This window comes from Flavobacterium sp. CG_9.10 (assembly GCF_015752245.1).
Classification (GTDB): domain Bacteria; phylum Bacteroidota; class Bacteroidia; order Flavobacteriales; family Flavobacteriaceae; genus Flavobacterium.
In genome coordinates this window covers 116,661-136,329 of sequence record NZ_JADOVD010000002.1, presented here as the reverse complement: position 1 = coordinate 136,329, position 19,669 = coordinate 116,661, and the positions used below count along the sequence as shown (strand labels likewise).

Sequence of the window (19,669 nt, the reverse complement as noted above, 5' to 3'; positions counted from 1 at the left end):
ATATAAAATGGAAAAAACTACATCACAAAAAATACGTCTAGGACTCTTTGTAATAAGTGGCTTATTCATTTTCGTAATAGCCGTTTATTTTATTGGAGACAAGCAAAAGATGTTTGGACAAACAAATCATTTGAAGGCGGTTTTCAATAATGTAAGCGGATTACAATTAGGCAATAACGTTCGTTATTCAGGGATAAATGCAGGGACGGTCCGTGGAATTAATATGGTTAACGATACGGTCATTGAAGTAGATATGCTGATCGACAAAACGATTTTTAACCATATAAAAAAGGATGCGGTTGCCATAATAGGTTCTGATGGACTGGTGGGAAATATGATCATCAATATTATCCCGGGAAAAGGAACAAAACCCTCCGTTGATCCTGGAGATGAAATTAAATCTTTAAGCCGGGTTCGCACGGATGAGATGTTAAATACGTTAGGGATAACAAATAAAAATGCAGCAAACCTTACCGCTAATTTACTTAAAATCACAAAAGAAATAACAGACGGAAAAGGAACGGTGGGTTTATTGATTAAAGACTCCATTTTGGCAAATGACTTAAGGGAAACTATGCATTATTTAAAATTAACAGGAAAATCGACCTCTGAGTCGGTGACAAAATTAAACAGGATTATTGGATCTTTAGAAAACAAAAACAATGTGATTGGTGTTTTGAGAGATACTGCTGTAGCCAATAATATTAAAACAATCGTACATAATTTAGATAAATCAAGTTCTGCAATTGACACAGTAGTGGGCAATCTTAATTCAACCATTGTAAATATTAAACAAGGAAAAGGAGCGCTAAACTATCTGTCGAACGACCCTAGACTAGTTCAAAAAATAGACTCTACCATGACAAATATTAAGGAAGCCAGTTCCCGATTAAACGAAAATATGGAAGCCTTAAAACATAATTTTTTATTCCGTGGCTATTTTAAAAAACAGGAAAAAGCAAAACTAAAGGAACAGCAAAAATAGAATTTGTAAAATACTAAAACATGTTAACGATAGAAAAACTCGGTATAATTCTAAGCCCTACCAATAAGGAATTTGAAAATAATGGCGTATTAAATCCAGGAATATATCAGGAAGGAAATACGGTACATATATTTTATCGAGCAGTACAAGACGGCAACTTTTCAACCATTGGCTACGCAAAAAGCGATGGGCCATTTAAAATAGTCGAAAGACGCGAGCAGCCTATTCTTACTCGTGATTTCGATTATGAAAAACACGGCGTGGAAGATGCCAGAATTGTAAAAATTGATGATCTTTTTTATATAACCTACGTTGCATATGACGGCGTAAATGCCATGGGTGCTCTGGCAACTTCTAAAGATTTAGTGCATTTTGAAAAACACGGTATCATTACCCCAAAAGTAAATTATCAAGAGTATGAGCGTTTAGTGCTTTGTAGTGGCAATAAACTAAACTCAAAGTACCATCAATATCATCGACTTTTTAAAGAAATAGGATTGGTTGAAGACACTTCCCGGTTGCTTAGAGATAAAGATGTTGTTCTATTTCCACGGAAAATAAACGGGAAATTCGCTATGCTCCATCGCATTTGGCCTGGTATCCAAATTGTTTATTTTAATGATTGGTCAGACTTGAACGACTCTTTTTGGAAAAACTACCTTGAAAACCTATACGAATACATCGTTCTTGACCCCAAAGATGTTTTTGAAGTAGCCTATATTGGAGCCGGCGCTCCCCCAATCGAAACTAAATATGGGTGGCTATTAATTTATCATGGTGTGCAAGAAATAACAAGCGGAAGAATTTACCATGCTAAGGCCGCCTTATTGCAACTAGAAAAACCAGAAATTGAAATAGCACGAATGGAATTACCTCTCTTCTCTCCTACAAAGCAATGGGAAATTGAAGGTGAAGTAAATGATGTAGTATTCCCGACTGGTCATGCACTATTTGGCAATGACCTATATGTTTATTATGGTGCTGCTGACAAACACATAGCCGTTGCCAAATTAGACCTAAATGAATTACTTCTTGAATTGAAAAAACAATCTTAAAAATAATAGGCCATGAATTTTGAAAAAGGAATAAAAATGCTAATTGTCAGTTCTTATCCGCCTCGAGAGTGCGGTTTAGCCACTTTTTCAAATGACATTGCAAATGCGGTTAATAATGTTTTTGGAAAAACTCTACCTATTGAAGTCTGTGCTTTACAAAACAACGACCAAAATTTTGATTACAATCCCGAAGTCAAGTATATTTTGCCCGTATTTTCTTTGGACGATTATCGGTTGGTTGCTGAGAAAATAAATGAGCGAAATGATATTGGTTTGGTTTGCATCCAACATGAATTTGGACTTTTTGGAGGTGAATATGGTGATTATATACTGTCCTTCATATTGGCACTGAACAAACCAATCGTCACTGTTTTTCATACGGTATTGCCCAATCCAGATGAAAAAAGGAAGAAAATAGTTCATGCCATATCCGATTTATCAGACAGGATAATTGTTCTTACTAAAAAATCACAAGAAATTTTGACTAGTTTTTATGATTGCCCTCTATCGAAAACAATTGTAATTCCGCATGGTACGCATAGCATACTTTGGGAACAAAAGGAAAATTTAAAAATAAAATATGAGTTCAACGACAGAATAGTACTGTCAACATTTGGATTAATCAGCGAAAATAAAAGTATTGAAACTGTATTGCATGCATTACCTGCAATCGTTGCAAAATATCCTGAAGTACTATATTTAGTAATTGGAAAAACACATCCTGAAGTCATTAAAAGAGATGGTGAAAAATATAGAGAAACGCTTATCACTATTGTAAAAGAATTACATCTGGGAAATAATGTTCTTTTTATTAATGAATATCTTGAATTAAAGCACCTCCTCGAACATCTAACATTATCAGAAATCTATTTATTTTCTTCCAAAGATCCAAATCAGGCTGTAAGCGGAACCTTTTCCTATGCCATGAGTTGCGGTTGCGCCGTAATTTCCACACCAATACCGCATGCAGTAGAAGTGCTCGTCGATGGCAACGGAATATTGTTAAAAAATTTCAACAAACCCGAAGAATTTCAAAAGGCAATTCTACACCTCATTGAAAATAAAGAAGAACGAATTGCAATGGGCAAAAATGCTTTTGCTTTGGCGCATGCCACAACTTGGGAGAATATTGCGATACAGTACCGACTATTATTTGACCAATTAACGAATCGCGAAGATGATTTAAGATTCAATTTTCCACCGATAAATTTAGATCATATTAAGAAACTCACCACCGATTTTGGAATTCTTCAATTTTCAAAATTTAGCCAGCCGGATCCAGAATCAGGCTATACGCTGGATGACAATGCTAGAGCGTTAATAAATATGGTAATGTATAATAAAATTTTCCCCGATGAAACAGTAGTACAATTGGCAAATACCTATTTAAATTTTATAGAAGGAATTCAACAGCCTAACGGTTGGTTCAATAATTACAAGGATTTCCAGCAACGTTTAACAGCACAAAATGAAGAAGTCAACCTTGAAGATGCTAATGGAAGAGCTTTATGGAGTTTGGGTACCACAATAGGTCATAGAGATACCTTACCGGCAGAAATGGTTTTAAGAGCAGAAAAATGTTGGGATAAGGCTATAGAAAGAATTAACGATATTGTTTCACCAAGAGCAATCGCTTACACATTAAAGGGACTTTACCATTACTATTCGGTTTATAAAAATGAAACGGTAAAGACAAATATAGAGCAACTGGCCAATAAGTTATTACATCATTATAATATCAATTCTGCCGAAAATTGGTGCTGGTATGAAGATTATATGACTTACGCCAATAATATTTTACCCGAAGCAATGATGTACAGTTACTTAGCTACCAAAAACCCGAAATACAAGAAAATTGCCGCAATAACTTTTGATTTCTTGCTATCGCATTATTTCATGAAGGGTCAATTAAAGGTAATTTCAAACAGAGGCTGGTTTAAAAAAGAAAACGAAAGAAAATTTTATGGAGAACAGCCTATAGAAGTAGCGACAACTATTATTGCGTTGGATTTATTTTATGAAGTGACTCGGAATAAAAAATACAAAGATCAGCTTAAACTGGCTTTTATATGGTTTTTAGGGAACAATCATCTCAAACAAATCATGTATAATCCGGAAAACGGCGCGTCCTATGATGGATTGGAAGACACCTACATCAACATAAACCAAGGAGCAGAATCGACTTTATGTTATTTTAAAGCACGTTTAATAATGGAAAAATACGCCGAAGCATAACAATTAATAATTACTGCAAAAAACTATAATTCAAAAACTAGTTTTGGATCTCAAAGAAAGGATAAAACAAAAAAATCTGCTTTTCAGCAGATTTTTTTTATATTGTTTTCAAAGCTTGAATCAGTAAATCGATATCTTCTTTTGTATTATAATGACTGAAGGAAATGCGTAAACTTGGCTTTTTTAAATCTTCGGTTGAAAGCATTTCAGCTAAAACATGCGATGGCTTAATGGTTCCAGATTGACAAGCGCTCCCTCGGGAAACTGCTATTCCTTTCATGTCTAAATTAAATAAAATCATTGCTGTTTTTTCTTCCGAAAAAGGCAATAAAACATTCATCATATTGTAAAAACCATCTTGATTTCCATTGATTGCAAATGCAGGGAATTCGATCTCCAGTTGAGTAATCAAATAATTTTTTAATTCCGAAATATAATTTCTTTCCGTTTCTAAATTGGTATATGAATAATCCAAAGCCTTTGCCATTCCAGCGATTTGATGCAGCGCTTCAGTTCCTGCTCGTAAACCCTTTTCCTGTTCGCCGCCAAAAAACAGTGGTTGCAAACCAGAATTTTTTCGAACAAAAGCAAATCCAACGCCTTTAGGTCCATGAAATTTATGTGCGCTTGCCACGATAAAATCAATAGATATTTTTTGCAAATCTATCTCCGTTTTTCCAACAGATTGAACAGTATCCGAATGAAATAACACATTGTGTTCCTTGCAAATAAGAGCTATTCTGTCTAAATCCAAAACAGTCCCTATTTCATTGTTAACATGCATCAGACTCACTAATGTTTTGGTGTCCTGTGAAAGCAATTCAACTAAATCAGTGATGTCAATTTCTCCATTTGGCTTCACAGCAACATAATCAACTTGAATATCATAGTCTCTTTGCAACGCCAAGAGCGTATACAAAACGGCATGATGCTCGATTTTACTGGTAATTATGCGCTTTACTTTTAAATCTTTCACTGCCGAACGAAGAATCCAGTTATTGGCTTCTGTTCCGCAGGAAGTGAAAATAATTTCCTGTGCAGAAACATTTAAATGCTTTGCGATGGATTTTCTGGAGAGTTCTAAAATATTTTTGGCATTACGACCAAAACTATGAGTTGACGACGGATTTCCATAATCTTCTGCCATTACCTTTGTCATTTCCTGAATCACTTCGGGACGAATCGCTGTTGTGGAGGCGTTATCGAGATATACTTTTTTCATTTTTTAAAATTAGAAATTATTTGGAACCTTCTATTTCCGATTGCATAAGATTCCGCTTTCTGGAAAACAGCATTTTTTCATTAAAAACCAAAATCGAAATCAAAATTACGAAATAGGAAAATAACTGAAGTGAACTTACTTGTTCTTTGTAATAGAAAATCGCCATTAAAAAATTAATTATCGGATTGATGTAAATCATAATTCCCACTGCTGAAGAATTGATTCCTTTAAGCGCGTACAAGTTCAAAAACAAAGGAATAATGGTGAAAAACACCACAATAACTAGCATACATCCATAGAATAAAGGTTCTGTTGGCAAGGTTCCACTGTATTTTGGATAAAACGGAAGAAGAATTATCGCTGTAAAAACTAATTGAATAGTCAACACTAAAAACTTATCCATTTCACTATTTTTCCTTTGACTGACAAGATACAAAGCATAAGTTGCCGCAACAATCAGGCTATAAAAAATGTCCTGAAAATGATTGAACGACAATAAAATACAACTAAAAAAACTAATCATTACGGCTACCCACTGCCATCTACTTAGTTTTTCTTTTAGAATAAAAAAAGCAAAAATAGTGGTAAGGATAGGGCAAATTAAATAAGCTAATGAAGCGGCTTTCACACTGACATGATTCATTACATAAATAAAAACAAACCAATTTGAAGAAAGAAATAATCCCCCGCCTAGCGTCAATAAAATAATATTTCTTTTCTTTTTCGGGCTGATACTTTGAAAGTGCTTCCAGTCTTTTTGGATTACATTTCGACGAAAAACCAGATTAATAAAAACCATAGTCACCACACTAAAAAAAACACGATAAAACAAAATGTCCAAAGAAGGGTAATTATGCAAAGGTTTTAACGCCAAACTAAAAAATCCCCAGATAAAAAAGGCGGAAAATGCAGCAGAATAATATTTGTTAAGTCTCATCTTTAGTATAGAATTGCCACAAATATAATGATTTCTATCCGCTTTGAATTATTTATGGGATTGCATTACGACAAAGTTTCATCCGCATTATTCCTTTCATTAATTGCAATTTAAAAACCAAAAATCCTGTTAAATTACATGTTTTTGGATAGGAATGTATTTGGAACAAATTAAAAATTCTATTTTTGTTTCAAATAGAAAAAAATGAAAAGAGTTGTAGGCCTATTGTTTTTGGCATTATTAATAAACAGTTGTGATGACGGGAATTTAATTCAAGAAGATATTACTTTTGAAAATGTTGCCACCCAAAGTTGCAGCAGCAATAATATCATTTATAAACTGAAAGATAAAGAATCATTGATTCTTGAAATCCCTAAAAGCTCTTTCACCACTGAACCAAGTTTGGTTGGTGCACCTACATTTCTTGATATTAGCAGCGTAAATCGACTGGTATATCGCTTTTATAATGGAACCGTTTCCTCCTTAAATATTTGCGAAAGCATACCTCCAGCTTCTCCAACTATTACAGATCAGTGGACCGCTACTGCCGGTAAAATACAGATATTTACTACCGCAGTAAAAACAATAAATGCAATTGATAACAGTACCCGAATTACCGGCTACAATCATAATATAACATTCAAGAATGTGACTTTTGCAAAAAACAGTGGAACTCAGGTTTACGAAACATTCCCTTTTGGGGATTACGTCATTCCGGCCACAACATTACCTTTCCAATTTGACCAGACAGTAGAGCAATGTAGTTCATCGAAACAAATTTATAATTATAATAGTAGTGAATCCCTTACTTTAGATATAGATCCATCTTTGATAGTAAGTGCTGCAACTCCTGTTAATAAGCCCAGAACGGGACTTATTGGCACAACCACTAATAAGCTTACCTATCGATTATTTTCTGGTTTACTTACTGGAAGCTATTTTTGTACTGCAACCGCACCTTCCACACCTGTTATAAGCGAAGAATGGATTGCTGCAGCTGGAGTTTCAAACCTAAGCGGAATTATTGAAGTAACTACCACCTCATTTGGAACTGGTTTTAAACATACAATTGTCCTCAGAAATGTTACAATGAAGAAAGGAAGTAATGATTTCAAACTAGGAGACCGTTACATTTACGGAGAACTTTTAACCACAAATTAGCGGTAACTACAAGACAAAATAAGAGACTAAAATCTCCTTTCTAGATCAAAATAAAACGTCAGTTATTGAGAATATTTTCCGTTGAAAATAGCTCTAACTGACGTTTTTTTATTTCGTATATATTCCGAATAAAATTATTATTTATTGCTTTGTTTGATAAAAACTTCTGTTGCTCCCTGTCCGTATTTTTGATAATTACCTTCTTGGAAAGCAATATTATCATAACGTCCTAACAAGAAATCCAACTCCGCTTTTAGGATTCCTTCGCCAACACCATGGATAAAAACAATCTTTGGAATGCGATTGCGAATGGCAAATTCGATGTGCCGTTTTGCCGTTTCACTTTGCAAAGTCAGAATATCATAATTTGACATTCCGCGTTTATTAGGAACCAATTTTTCGATGTGCAAATCAAACTCTGGAGCCAAAATTTCGTTTTTATCCTTTCTTTCTTTAACAAAACTTCGTGGTTTTGGAATCTCTTTCTCTTTCGAAATTTCATCTACATTAATTCTTCTGATAGAATCCATTAAATTACTGGTATCGATTATCTTAATTAACTCGTTGACAAGAAATGTCATCGTAAATCCGTCCTCTGTTTCGACCGTAACCTGCTTATCTTTGACTGATAACACTACTCCATTTATAGCTTCATCAAGTACTGAAACTTTATCTCCTTTGCTAAACATTTTCGTCTTCTTTAACTTGATTTTTACTTGGTGTTTTGGCACTCAATTGCATCATTCCCATCATGAAAAATACGATTGCAATTACCATTATATACACATTTTTTTCCGCACTCACCTGCTCATACAAAGCAACAATTATGGCGACAACCATTACTGGAATTATAATTTTTTTCATCTCTTAAAATATCAGATTCCAAAAGTAATGAATTTAAAACTGCATCGATTTATTATTCAAAAGGTTTCTTATTTTTTCGTAAAATTGTAAAAAATAAAACCTTTGGATTTAGAAAAATATATGGTCCCTTGTTTGAGCAAAACGCTCTTTGGAGTAGAGTGTTTAGGCTGCGGATTTCAAAGAGGATTACTCTTGCTTTTGAAAGGTGATTTCACGGCTGCTTTTCAAATGTATCCTGCTGTTTATACTACGCTATTATTTTTGATAATTCTAGGTTTGTACTTTATAGACAAACAGAGGAACTATAAAAATTTAATGATTAGCATGGCAATTATAAATGGACTATTTATGATTGTTGGCTACTTGTGCAAACATTATTATTAAGCAATTTTATATGGTTTAATTTTTAAAAATTAGCCATCAACACTTACTTGCTAATTCGCGTCAAAATATCATTCATCATCTCAATTTGCACTTTTTGAATCTCTATCAATTCTTCTTGTTGATGCATAATCAAATGATCCAGTTTTTCATGGAGCATTCTGATTTCGAGTTCTGATTTAAGATTGATCATATAATCTTTCTTGGCTCTTTCTCTGTCTTTTTCTTCCTGACGATTTTGACTCATCATAATTACTGGAGCCTGAAGAGCTGCCAGACAGGATAAAATTAGATTCAACAAAATAAAAGGATAAGGGTCGAATCCTTTATTCATTAAAATATAAATATTAGCCAATATCCACAAGAGAATAAATACCCCAAAAAGAATTATAAATTTCCAGCTTCCGCCAAAAGCAGCTACTCGATCAGCCACTTTTTGTCCAAAGGTTCTAACTCCAATCTCATCTTCGACAGTACTCACCAAAGATACGTCCTCCTTTAATGACCCAATAACCTTAGTTTCCAAATTAGAAAGTTCCCCTATTTCAACCGACAAATAATTTGAAATATATTTTTCCCTATATAAATTTAACTCACTTACAGAAAGTAATTTATCCTCGTTAAAATCAGGAAAGTCTTTTTGGATTAATGCTAATATTGGATTTCTAATTATTTTCCCGGAAACTTTTTCAACAATAGGAAATTCCTTTTTGGAAAGATCGCTTATAAAAGTGGTATTTGTATTCATTCAAATTATTTTCTTGCTAATTTACATTAAAAACACCTTTTTTCCATCCATTTAAATTCGAAAGATTCACAAAGTCTGATTCTGCCTATTTCTAAAATCAGAAATTAAATTATAGATTCAAATTCTACGATTAGCTAGTAAACTATAATATTTCTTTATCTGATTTTGCTTCTTTTTCTGAAAAACGCCTTACTTTTACGGTCTTCATTAATAATCCAATTCTATAATCATGACAAAAGATCTGATTATCAAAAATATTAGTACTTTAAAAAACGGTTTTACTATTAATTATAGTATCAAAACAAAAACTGAGGCTTTTACGGAACTATTGTTTTTTACTTTATTTGATACCAATGCTCCACTAAATAAAAGCATTGAGGAACTTGAAAAACAATTTAAGGAAATATCAGCCATCGCGTGTAAAAAACCTCATGCTTTGTGTGATTCTATGTGGGATAAATTTTTTGAGACCTTACCTTCCGTCCTTGAAAAACTGAATCAAGATGCCAACTTTTTTTTAGAAAACGATCCCGCTTCAAACAGTATTGAAGAAGTGTATTTGACTTATCCTGGTTTTTACGCCATTGCAATTTACAGATTGAGCCATGAATTGTATCTCCTGGATCTTTTATTATTTTCGAGATTAATGAGTGAATATGCACATCGAATCACAGGAACTGATATTCATGCGGGTGCAACAATTGCGTCTCCTATCTTTATTGACCATGCAACCGGAATTGTAATTGGCGAAACTACCGTTATAGAAAAACAGGTGAAAATTTATCAAGGCGTAACTCTTGGTGCCTTAAGCGTTAGTAAAGACATGAAAAATACCAAAAGACATCCAACCGTTGAGAAAAATGTTTGCATTTATGCCAACGCAACAATTCTAGGCGGCGAAACCGTGATTGGTAAAAACAGTATTATTGGCGGAAATGCTTGGGTGACCAAATCTATTCCAGCAAAATCCATTGTAATGAACACCACCACCACCGAAGTAAAAATAAAAGAGATAAAATAATATGAAACCACAAAAAATATTAGACCTCATAGGAAATACACCTTTAGTGGAAAGTATCAATTTGGTACAAAATAAAAATGTAAAACTTTTATTGAAGCTAGAAGGAAACAATCCGGGAGGCAGCGTAAAAGACAGAGCAGCGTACAATATGATTGCATCCGCTCTTGAAAGAGGCGAAATCAAAAAAGGAGACAAACTCATTGAAGCAACCAGCGGAAATACAGGAATTGCATTAGCCATGATTGCCCAACTATTTAATATCGAAATTGAACTTGTTCTTCCAGATGATTCAACCAAAGAACGTACCCAAACCATGCGTGCTTATGGCGCAACAGTAATACAAACTCCCGCAAGTACAGGAATCATTGGCTCCAGAGATTATGCAGACAAGAAGGTCGCCGAAGGAGGTTATATTATGTTGAACCAATTTGCGAATGATGACAACTGGAAAGCACATTATAAAACCACTGGTCCCGAAATATGGAATGACACCGAAGGAACAGTAACCCATTTTGTTGCAGCCATGGGAACAACAGGAACAGTCATTGGAACGTCAACTTATTTGAAAGAGAAAAATCCAGCTATTCAAATCATTGGCGCACAACCCAGCGATGGTTCCCAAATTCCAGGAATCAGGAAATGGCCAAAAGAATATTTACCAAAAATTTTCGATGCCTCAAAAGTGGATACCATTATAGAAGTTACGGAACAAGAAGCTCGTGATATGACCAAACGTTTAGCGCTTGAAGAAGGGGTATTTGCAGGAATGAGTAGTGGCGGTTCCGTTGCTGCGGCAATAAAAATCGCTAATACTTTAGAATCAGGTGTTATTGTTGCTATTATCTGTGATCGCGGAGACCGCTATTTGTCTTCAGATTTATTTGATTAAACCTGCTATATAAAAATAAAAAAGGCTCAGTTTGTAATAAAACTGAGCCTTTTTTATGAATTTTGTTTTTATATTAAAGTGGCTGTTGAAGAAATAGCCGCATTCAATACTTTAGAAACTGGGCAATTTTGCTCTGCTTTTGCAACTTGTTGGTGAAAAACATCCTCTGAAATACCGCTTACTTTTGCATTTACCGTTAAGTGAGAAGTGACAATAGTTCCATCGACTAAATCAATGTCGCATTTGGTTTCGATACTTTCAATTTCAAAACCCTCTTCGGTAATATAAGCCGAAAGTTGCATCGTAAAACAACCGGCGTGCGCTGCTGCTATCAATTCTTCTGGATTCGTACCTATTCCTTCTTCAAAACGGGATTTGAACGAATATTGCGTATTGTCAAGGACTTTACTTTGTGTTGATACAACCCCGTTGCCTTCTTTTAGTGAGCCTTTCCAAACTGCGGTTCCATTTCTTTTCATAATTCTTCTTTTTAGTTTACTCAAATTTAGTTCTTTTTAAAATCTAAGACTTTGATTTAGTTCGTTTTTTAACGAAATTTTAAAAAATGTTTCTCATTAAAATAATAGTACAACATCCAAATACAGAATCCTATATTGCAATTGGAAGTTGTTTTACACTTTAATTCGTATTTCTCCAATTGGTTTTGGTGTGCCAATTCATTACGTTTGTTAGACTAAAAAAATGCTGATTTTTAACTATTTAATGAGTTACAAGTGACACGACTTATTCTAAAAAATAGTTTTCTATTATTATTAATTATGGGAAGAAATATGCAAGCTCAGGACTGGCCAAATTTAAACAAATATCAAAACCAGAATTCCATGCTCCCGCTTGCTGTAGCGGGACAAAAAAGGATTGTATTCATGGGAGATTCCATAACCGAATTTTGGAGTACCATTGATCCCGACTATTTTTTAGGAAAACCTTATATTAATCGGGGAATTAGTGGTCAAACGACGCCACAAATGCTGCTGCGATTTAGAGATGATGTAATTGCTTTACATCCCTCTGCAGTCGTCATCCTTGCAGGAATCAATGATATTGCGGGAAACACCGGGCCATCAACAATTGAAATGATTCGAGACAATATTTTCTCGATGATTGAATTGGCGAAGGCCAACCACATGAAAGTAATTCTTTGTTCGGTATTGCCGGCTTACGATTTTCCTTGGAAACCCAATCAGGAACCTATTGAAAAAATTAAAGCTTTGAATGTAATCCTAGAGAATTATTCTAAAGCAAATAATCTCTTGTATGTCGATTATTACTTGGCAATGGTTGATGAAAGAATAGGATTGAAAGCAGAATTTTCGAATGACGGTGTGCATCCTAATAAAACCGGTTATCAAGTAATGGCGCCTCTTGCAGAGAAAGCAATCGCTTTGACATTCTTGAAGTAATAAAATAACCAATCTAATTATTTGACATATTTTTTATATCAATTTTACTTTCTTTGTTGCTTTAAACAAACCGCGATGGCGACAATATGTCGGTAGTTTGATCACGGAATTGCATTTAATACCCAAAATCTAAGCATAACCTTACTTCTTACTACAAAACGTAATTATTAACCCCTAAAGCACCCTGCCCCCGATTATAGCGAAAAACCCTCAGGAACGAAAGCTTTGAAACACTTGCCGGTAAAGAGCGACCAGAGGAAGCTCCTTTATAGGTATAGTGTTGCTGCTTGCGGAACTGGGGATTTGTAGCGAAAAGCGGGATTAGGCTCAAATAAAAATCGATACTTTTTAAAAATATTTCCTAATTTGAATTTATAAAACCAACCAATCACTTATTTTTGCGCTATGGCAAAGAAAAATACAGACAAAGTTGTCTTTCATCAAATAAAAGTCCTTGATGCTGGTGCAAAAGGCGTTTCGGTAGCAAAAGCTCCGGATGGTAAAGTGATTTTTATCCCAAATGTCGTTCCTGGCGATGTGGTAGATGTACAAACGTTCAAGAAACGTAAGGCGTACTACGAAGGAAAAGCAGTTCATTTTCATGAATTTTCGGAGCATCGTGTAGAACCTATTTGCGAACATTTTGGTGTTTGTGGCGGTTGTAAATGGCAGAATATGAAATACAGCCAACAGTTGTATTACAAGCAAAATGAGGTATTGAATCATTTGCAACGCATTGGAAAAGTAGAACTTCCTGAATTCGAGCCTATTTTAGGTTCGGAGAAACAGTTTTTCTATAGAAACAAAATGGAATTTTCGTTTTCAAACAGCCGTTGGTTAACCGAAAAAGAAATTGACAGCATCGAAGATTTAGGGAATAGAAACGCACTTGGTTTTCACATTCCGAAAATGTGGGACAAAATTCTGGATATTAACAAATGTCATTTACAGGAAGATCCATCTAATGCTATTAGAAATGAAGTTCGCGCTTTTGCAAATGAGCACGGTTTGACTTTCTTTAATCCTAGAGCTCATGAAGGTTTGCTAAGAACTTTGATGTTGAGAACTTCTTCTACTGGAGAAATTATGGTTTTAATTCAATTTTTTGAAAATGACAAAGCCAACAGAGAACTACTTTTAGATCATATTTACGAGAAATTCCCTCAAATTACTTCGCTGCAATACGTGATTAACAATAAAGCAAACGACACTTTATATGATACCGACATCAAATTGTATAAAGGAAGAGATTACATTTTAGAAGAAATGGAAGGATTGAAATTTAGCATTAATGCCAAATCTTTTTACCAAACCAATTCCGACCAAGCCTATGAATTATACAAAATAACAAGAGATTTTGCCGGTCTTACCGGAAATGAAATTGTTTATGATTTATATACAGGAACTGGTACAATTGCTCAGTTTGTTTCTAAAAAAGCTAAAAAAGTAATTGGCGTGGAGAGTGTTCCGGAAGCAATTAAAGATGCCAATTTAAACGCGGAACGCAACGAAATTACGAATTGCGAGTTCTTTGTAGGTGATATGAAAGTCGTATTTAACGATAGCTTCATTGCGCAACACGGGCATCCAGATGTAATTATCACCGATCCACCAAGAGACGGAATGCATAAAGATGTAATTGAACAGATTATAAAAATTGCACCCGAAAAAGTGGTTTATGTAAGTTGCAACTCGGCTACACAAGCGCGAGATTTGGCTTTGATGGACGAAAAATACAAAGTAACGCGAGTGCGACCTGTCGATATGTTTCCACAAACGCATCATGTGGAAAATGTTGTGCTTTTGGAAAGAAGATAAATGATTTTTGATTGAAGATTAACGATTTTTGATTGCATATTTTAAAATCTGCAATCAAAAATCTTCATTAAAAAAAATATGAGAAAAATAATTTTATTGGTATTGGTTTTTGCCTTATCATTCTCCAGTTGTGAGAAAGATGACATTTGCGATGCCAATACTCCTACAACACCAAGAATGGTTATTACATTCTATGATTTTGCAAATCCTTCCGTTTTAAAAAATGTTACTGACTTAAAGGTTGTTGGTGCTGGATTGACGGATGGAGTTATTTTTAATGCAACTGCAAGTGGTGAATCTAAATTTCTGACGAGTGGAAATACCATTTCTATTCCGTTAAAAACGAACGAAGACACTACTGGTTTTAGTTTTACATTGAATTCCGGTAATTCAAATCCAGCGTTAGTGAATGTGGATAATATAAAATTCGACTATACCAGAAAAGATGTTTTTGTATCGAGAGCTTGCGGCTTTAAGACGGTCTTCACCTTAAACGCTACAAATTCTTACACTCACACAATTGCTGCCGATAAATGGATCAAATATATCTCGGTTGAAAAAAGTAATATAGAAAACGAAAATGAAACACACATTAAAATATTTTTTTAGTTTTTGTCTGGTGTTGTCTTTGTTTTTGGCAAATGCACAAGATTCGAACTCAAAGGCCGAACTGGCGAAACAACCTACACCAAAAACAGAAGGTGTAGTTCCTGAAAATCCTGAAGCTTTTAAAAAAGTTGATTTAACAGCAAAAAAGAAGGATTCTATTCCAGTTCCTGTAAAAACGGATCGTTACGGTATACGCGTAGGTGTTGATTTGTATAAATTAACTCGGGCATTGTATGACAAAAATTACAAAGGAATCGAATTTGTTGGGGATTACCGATTGACAAAAAAATATTTTTTGGCTGCCGAACTGGGAAATGAAAATAAAACAACTGATGACACCCGATTGAACTCCACTGTCAAAGGCTCTTATCTAAAAGCAGGTTTTGATTACAATGGGTATCAAAACTGGTTGAACATGGAAAACATCATTTCTATAGGAATGCGCTACGGTTTTAGTACTTTTAATCAACAAATAAATACGTATAAAATCTACAATGCCAATCCTTATTTTGGAGAAACACCGACAATTGCTTCAGGACAAAAATTCAACGGATTATCCGCCAGTTGGATTGAAGTGGTGGCGGGAGTTAAAGCAAAAGTATTTGATAATGTGTTTGTGGGATTCAGTCTTCAATTGAAACGCTTGGTCAGCAACAAACAACCCGATAATTTTGAAAACTTATATATTCCGGGATTCAATAGAACTTACAATGGGGATTTTGGAGTTGGATTCAATTATACCGTTACGTATTTCTTACCTATTTACAAGAAAAAGGTAAAACCTGTTGCAGTTTCTAAAAAATCTAACGGTAAAAAATAATTACGAATTTAGAATTACGAGAATTACGAGAATTACGAATGAAAATCAATAATTAGATTTTATTGATTTTTAGAACGTAAAGTTTTTTGAATAGAGCCAATAATTTTTAATAATTCGTTTATATCAAATAGTAAACTTTCATTTTCTTTTTTAGAAATATAATCAGTATCGGTTAAAAGTCTAATCCAATAATGAGTTTCTCTGGCTTCTTTATAAGCAATCGTCAGTTTTGCAAAAAAGTCTTTATCAGTTTGCCCGCCAATAGCTTCCTCAATATTTGCTGCTATCGACGTACCAGAGCGAAGTAATTGTTTACTCAAAACATATTCTTTTTTCTCTTCGCACAATATTTATAAACTTTAACAATCCGAACCGCAAAAGCATAACTTTTAATCTGAATAATATTTTCTTTCATAAAAGCTATTAATTAGTTTTTCTTTGCGATTATCGTAATTTTTAATTCGTAATTCGTAATTTCTAAGCTATCCTATTTCCTTAATTCCCTTTATAAAAATCCATTTCATAAATAGCTTTTCTCCATCTTTGGTTTTTACAGACTGAAACTTTGGAGCTATAATAGTTCCAATTACAAAAGCTGTAAATGGAATCCAGAATCCAGTCAGCATTGTATATTTTGCTACCAAATATCTTGTAGATATAAAAAATATTGCAAAAGAGCCTAATTGATATAAAAAGGCACGTACTTGTAATTTGGTCATAATAAATTATGAGTTTTGAGTTATGAATTATGAGTTTTTAATCTGATATCGCTAGCTTATTCTGCTATCTAATCCTGATCACCTCTCTCTGTATCTGTTACTTGAAACTTTGTTCTCTTACTTCCCTCGTACATTTCGTATTTCACTAATCTCGCTTCTAAACTGGCGTTAAAAAGTTTGATTTTTCTCGAAGGTTTTAAACCTACATATTTCAGTGCTTCCAGATTTGCAGTGATGAACCAAGCATTTGTGCCTGGATAATTTTTCTTTAAGGTATCGCCAATGCTTTTGTAGAATTCTTCCATGTGGATATCCAAACGCTCATCATAAGGCGGATTGAAAACCATGTGTAACTTACCTTGTGACGTTTTTTCGGTGTCAAAAAAGTTCTTTTCCTCAATCGAAATATACTCGTCAAGATTTGCGTTTTTGATATTGTCTTTGGCTTTTTGAACCGCACTTGGTGCTTTATCAAATCCTTTTATAGTGTGATGAAACTCTCTCACTCTTTTCAATAAACTATCTGAGATATTGTCAAATAATTCATTATCCCAATCGTTCCATTTTTCGAAAGCAAATTCTTTACGGTTAATGTTTGCCGGAATATTACAAGCAATCATAGCAGCTTCAGCGAGAAAAGTTCCCGAACCACACATTGGATCCAAGAAATCGCCTTGACCATCCCAACCCGAAAGCAATAAAATTCCTGCAGCCAAAACTTCGTTTATAGGAGCAATATTCGTTGCCGTTCTATAACCACGTTGATGCAATGAGTTTCCTGAAGTATCCAGTGCAACCGAAACTTGGTCTTTGTCAATATGTATATTAATTCTCAAATCTGGAAAAACTTTATCAATACTTGGACGTTGCCCGGTTCTTTCTCTAAATTGATCTACAATCGCATCTTTACACTTTTGTGAAACAAATTCCGAGTGATTAAAATATTCCGAATGTACGGTCGCATCAATCACAAAAGTCTGATTGGCGTTCAATAATTTAGACCAGTTTATTCCCGAAATGCCTTTGTACAAAGCCTGTTCATTATTAGCCTTGAAAAAATAAATAGGTTTCAAGATTTTCAAAGCCGTACGCAAAGCTAAATTTGCTTTGTACATAAATCCTTTGTCCCCTTTAAAACTTACCATTCTCACGCCTTGCTCCACGTCCTGCGCACCCAAGTTTTTCAACTCTTTTGCTAATATTTCTTCAAAACCAAAAAAGGTTTTGGCAACCATTTTAAAATTATTTTCCATTGTAAAATCAAGTATTCGTTGCAAAAATACACTAAATTTGCCTGAATCGAATTAATTGAAAAAGAATAAATGTCTGAAGCTCAAAAACCGTCACCCGAAAACCAACAACAATCAACTGAAAACTGGTTCACTTCCTGGTTTGACTCTCCTTATTACCACATCCTTTACAAAGAACGAAACTATAGAGAAGCGCAAATTTTCATGGATAATTTGACACATTATCTCAATCTTCCTGAAAAAGCAAAAGTATTGGATTTAGCTTGTGGCAAAGGACGTCATGCCATTTATTTGAATCAATTGGGGTTTGATGTTTTGGGTGCTGATCTATCGGAGAACAGTATTATTGAAGCCAGCAAAAATACCAATGAAACCTTACATTTTAAAGTTCACGATATGCGTGAACCTTTCGAAGAAAAATATGATGCCATTTTCAATTTGTTTACCAGCTTCGGATATTTTGAAAATGATGAAGACAATTTAACCACTTTAAAAGCAATCAAAGACAGCTTATCCGAATATGGATTTGCCGTGATTGACTTTATGAATGTCAATCAAGTCCTCAATACTTTGGTTCCAGAGGAAATAAAAACAGTAGATGAAATCGATTTTCATATCAAGCGCTATCTAAAAGACGGGCATATTTATAAAGAAATTGCCTTTGAAGACAAAGGACAAAAATTTCATTTTACCGAAAAAGTAAAAGCCTTAACCCTTACTGATTTTGAACAATTAATGGAAGAAGCTGGAATTTACCTGTTGGATATTTTTGGAGATTATAAATTGAAGAAATTCCATAAAACGGAAAGTGAACGCCTAATCATGATTTTTAAATAAATGAATTATCTTTTTCCATTACTTTCGGTACTTATAGGGTACGGTATCGCTTTAGTTTTGAAACCAAACAACAAAACCAATCTCAAATTATTGTTGGCCTTTAGTGGTTCCTTTTTGCTTTCATTGACCGTGATGCACTTATTACCTGAAGTTTATGAAAGTAAAAAAAGCAGCATTGGACTTTTTATTATGTTGGGAATTTTATTCCAAATCATACTCGAATTTTTCTCCAAAGGCGCCGAACACGGGCATGTTCATGGACATGCAAACATGAATCATATTCCTTGGCTTTTGTTTATCAGCCTTTGTATTCACGCTTTTTTAGAAGGATTTCCATTAAGCCATCATAGCGATTTAGCGCTTGGAATTGCCGTACACCATCTACCTATTGCGATCATTCTTACAACATTTTTTATCAATGCAAATTTAAATAAAACAGCGATTTTCATCTTCATGATCACTTTTGCGATTATGACACCGCTGGGAACGTTTTCATCGGGTTATTTGCCAATATTAAATCAATATTATAACGAAATAACTGCAGTTGTAATTGGGATATTATTTCATATTTCATCCACGATTATTTTCGAAAGCAGCGAAGGACACAAATTCAATATCGCCAAGGTTTCTATGATTATTTTAGGAATTGGATTGGCGTATTTTATATAATTTTATAATTTGGGCGTGTCCGCTGAAA

21 protein-coding genes and 1 pseudogene are annotated in these 19,669 nt (G+C 34.2%); 13 read left to right on the top strand and 9 right to left on the bottom strand.

The window, feature by feature from the left end:
• The first annotated feature begins 7 nt into the window (after positions 1–7).
• From IWX84_RS02235 to IWX84_RS02225, 3 genes are read left to right on the top strand one after another with little or no spacing between them, the layout of a single operon-like run.
• Positions 8–985, top strand: coding sequence for an MlaD family protein (locus tag IWX84_RS02235; protein WP_196849131.1), 978 nt, complete (start codon positions 8–10; stop codon positions 983–985).
• 20 nt (positions 986–1,005) lie between these two features.
• Positions 1,006–2,040, top strand: a complete 1,035-nt coding sequence (locus tag IWX84_RS02230; protein WP_196849130.1) for a pesticidal protein Cry7Aa — start codon at positions 1,006–1,008, stop codon at positions 2,038–2,040.
• A 12-nt stretch (positions 2,041–2,052) separates the two neighbouring features.
• Entirely contained in the window at positions 2,053–4,275 is a 2,223-nt protein-coding gene (locus tag IWX84_RS02225) for a glycosyltransferase (protein ID WP_196849129.1), read from the top strand.
• Between the two features lie 97 nt (positions 4,276–4,372).
• Here the strand turns inward: IWX84_RS02225 and IWX84_RS02220 are convergent, their stop codons facing one another.
• A complete protein-coding gene (locus IWX84_RS02220; protein WP_196849128.1) occupies positions 4,373–5,497 on the bottom strand; it encodes a cysteine desulfurase family protein in 1,125 nt (374 codons plus the stop codon).
• A gap of 16 nt (positions 5,498–5,513) precedes the next feature.
• A complete protein-coding gene (locus tag IWX84_RS02215; protein WP_196849127.1) occupies positions 5,514–6,434 on the bottom strand; it encodes an EamA family transporter in 921 nt (306 codons plus the stop codon).
• A gap of 204 nt (positions 6,435–6,638) precedes the next feature.
• Here IWX84_RS02215 and IWX84_RS02210 point away from each other — a divergent pair, with 204 nt between their 5' ends.
• Positions 6,639–7,595, top strand: coding sequence for a hypothetical protein (locus IWX84_RS02210; protein ID WP_196849126.1), 957 nt, complete (start codon positions 6,639–6,641; stop codon positions 7,593–7,595).
• Between the two features lie 137 nt (positions 7,596–7,732).
• Here the strand turns inward: IWX84_RS02210 and IWX84_RS02205 are convergent, their stop codons facing one another.
• Positions 7,733–8,284, bottom strand: coding sequence for a Smr/MutS family protein (locus IWX84_RS02205; RefSeq protein WP_196849125.1), 552 nt, complete (start codon positions 8,282–8,284; stop codon positions 7,733–7,735).
• On the bottom strand, positions 8,277–8,459 hold the full coding sequence (locus IWX84_RS02200; protein WP_196849124.1) for a hypothetical protein: 183 nt from the start codon (positions 8,457–8,459) through the stop codon (positions 8,277–8,279). Before IWX84_RS02200 ends, IWX84_RS02205 begins: the two co-directional genes overlap by 8 nt.
• Positions 8,460–8,561: 102 nt before the next feature.
• Here IWX84_RS02200 and IWX84_RS02195 point away from each other — a divergent pair, with 102 nt between their 5' ends.
• Positions 8,562–8,843, top strand: a complete 282-nt coding sequence (locus tag IWX84_RS02195; protein ID WP_231385385.1) for a DUF2752 domain-containing protein — start codon at positions 8,562–8,564, stop codon at positions 8,841–8,843.
• Between the two features lie 43 nt (positions 8,844–8,886).
• On the opposite strand, the gene IWX84_RS02190 is transcribed toward IWX84_RS02195, so the two are convergent.
• Positions 8,887–9,588 (bottom strand): DUF1003 domain-containing protein, encoded by a 702-nt coding sequence (locus IWX84_RS02190; protein WP_196849123.1) that lies wholly within the window; start codon positions 9,586–9,588, stop codon positions 8,887–8,889.
• Positions 9,589–9,817: 229 nt separating this feature from the next.
• On the opposite strand from IWX84_RS02190, the gene epsC reads away from it, so the two are divergent.
• On the top strand, positions 9,818–10,609 hold the full coding sequence (epsC, locus tag IWX84_RS02185; protein ID WP_196849122.1) for a serine O-acetyltransferase EpsC: 792 nt from the start codon (positions 9,818–9,820) through the stop codon (positions 10,607–10,609).
• Between the two features lies 1 nt (position 10,610).
• On the top strand, positions 10,611–11,498 hold the full coding sequence (gene cysM / locus IWX84_RS02180; protein ID WP_196849121.1) for a cysteine synthase CysM: 888 nt from the start codon (positions 10,611–10,613) through the stop codon (positions 11,496–11,498).
• A 68-nt stretch (positions 11,499–11,566) separates the two neighbouring features.
• Here cysM and IWX84_RS02175 read toward each other — a convergent pair whose 3' ends face one another.
• Entirely contained in the window at positions 11,567–11,977 is a 411-nt protein-coding gene (locus IWX84_RS02175) for an OsmC family protein (protein WP_196849120.1), read from the bottom strand.
• Positions 11,978–12,232: 255 nt separating this feature from the next.
• Here IWX84_RS02175 and IWX84_RS02170 point away from each other — a divergent pair, with 255 nt between their 5' ends.
• The 4 genes from IWX84_RS02170 to IWX84_RS02155 all read left to right on the top strand — a co-directional run bounded on the left by IWX84_RS02170 (position 12,233) and on the right by IWX84_RS02155 (position 16,166).
• Entirely contained in the window at positions 12,233–12,919 is a 687-nt protein-coding gene (locus IWX84_RS02170; protein WP_317192092.1) for an SGNH/GDSL hydrolase family protein, read from the top strand.
• 405 nt (positions 12,920–13,324) lie between these two features.
• The gene (gene rlmD, locus IWX84_RS02165; RefSeq protein ID WP_196849118.1) at positions 13,325–14,737 is read left to right on the top strand and encodes a 23S rRNA (uracil(1939)-C(5))-methyltransferase RlmD; all 1,413 of its coding nucleotides are present in this window, start codon (positions 13,325–13,327) and stop codon (positions 14,735–14,737) included.
• Positions 14,738–14,815: 78 nt separating this feature from the next.
• On the top strand, positions 14,816–15,346 hold the full coding sequence (locus tag IWX84_RS02160) for a DUF6452 family protein (protein ID WP_196849117.1): 531 nt from the start codon (positions 14,816–14,818) through the stop codon (positions 15,344–15,346).
• Complete coding sequence (locus tag IWX84_RS02155) at positions 15,318–16,166, top strand: DUF6048 family protein (RefSeq protein ID WP_196849116.1); 849 nt, start codon at positions 15,318–15,320, stop codon at positions 16,164–16,166. The genes IWX84_RS02160 and IWX84_RS02155 overlap by 29 nt, the downstream gene beginning before the upstream one ends.
• A gap of 59 nt (positions 16,167–16,225) precedes the next feature.
• On the opposite strand, the pseudogene IWX84_RS02150 reads toward IWX84_RS02155, so the two are convergent.
• From IWX84_RS02150 to IWX84_RS02140, 3 genes and pseudogenes are all read right to left on the bottom strand, one after another.
• Positions 16,226–16,581, bottom strand: a pseudogene (locus tag IWX84_RS02150) (four helix bundle protein).
• A 67-nt stretch (positions 16,582–16,648) separates the two neighbouring features.
• Positions 16,649–16,885, bottom strand: coding sequence for a hypothetical protein (locus IWX84_RS02145; RefSeq protein WP_196849115.1), 237 nt, complete (start codon positions 16,883–16,885; stop codon positions 16,649–16,651).
• A gap of 68 nt (positions 16,886–16,953) precedes the next feature.
• Positions 16,954–18,138, bottom strand: coding sequence for a class I SAM-dependent RNA methyltransferase (locus tag IWX84_RS02140; RefSeq protein ID WP_196849114.1), 1,185 nt, complete (start codon positions 18,136–18,138; stop codon positions 16,954–16,956).
• A gap of 69 nt (positions 18,139–18,207) precedes the next feature.
• On the opposite strand from IWX84_RS02140, the gene IWX84_RS02135 reads away from it, so the two are divergent.
• Together IWX84_RS02135 and IWX84_RS02130 are read left to right on the top strand one after the other, a co-directional pair.
• A complete protein-coding gene (locus tag IWX84_RS02135; RefSeq protein ID WP_196849113.1) occupies positions 18,208–18,972 on the top strand; it encodes a class I SAM-dependent methyltransferase in 765 nt (254 codons plus the stop codon).
• Complete coding sequence (locus IWX84_RS02130; RefSeq protein ID WP_196849112.1) at positions 18,973–19,641, top strand: ZIP family metal transporter; 669 nt, start codon at positions 18,973–18,975, stop codon at positions 19,639–19,641. It abuts the gene before it with no gap.
• The last annotated feature ends 28 nt before the right edge of the window (positions 19,642–19,669 follow it).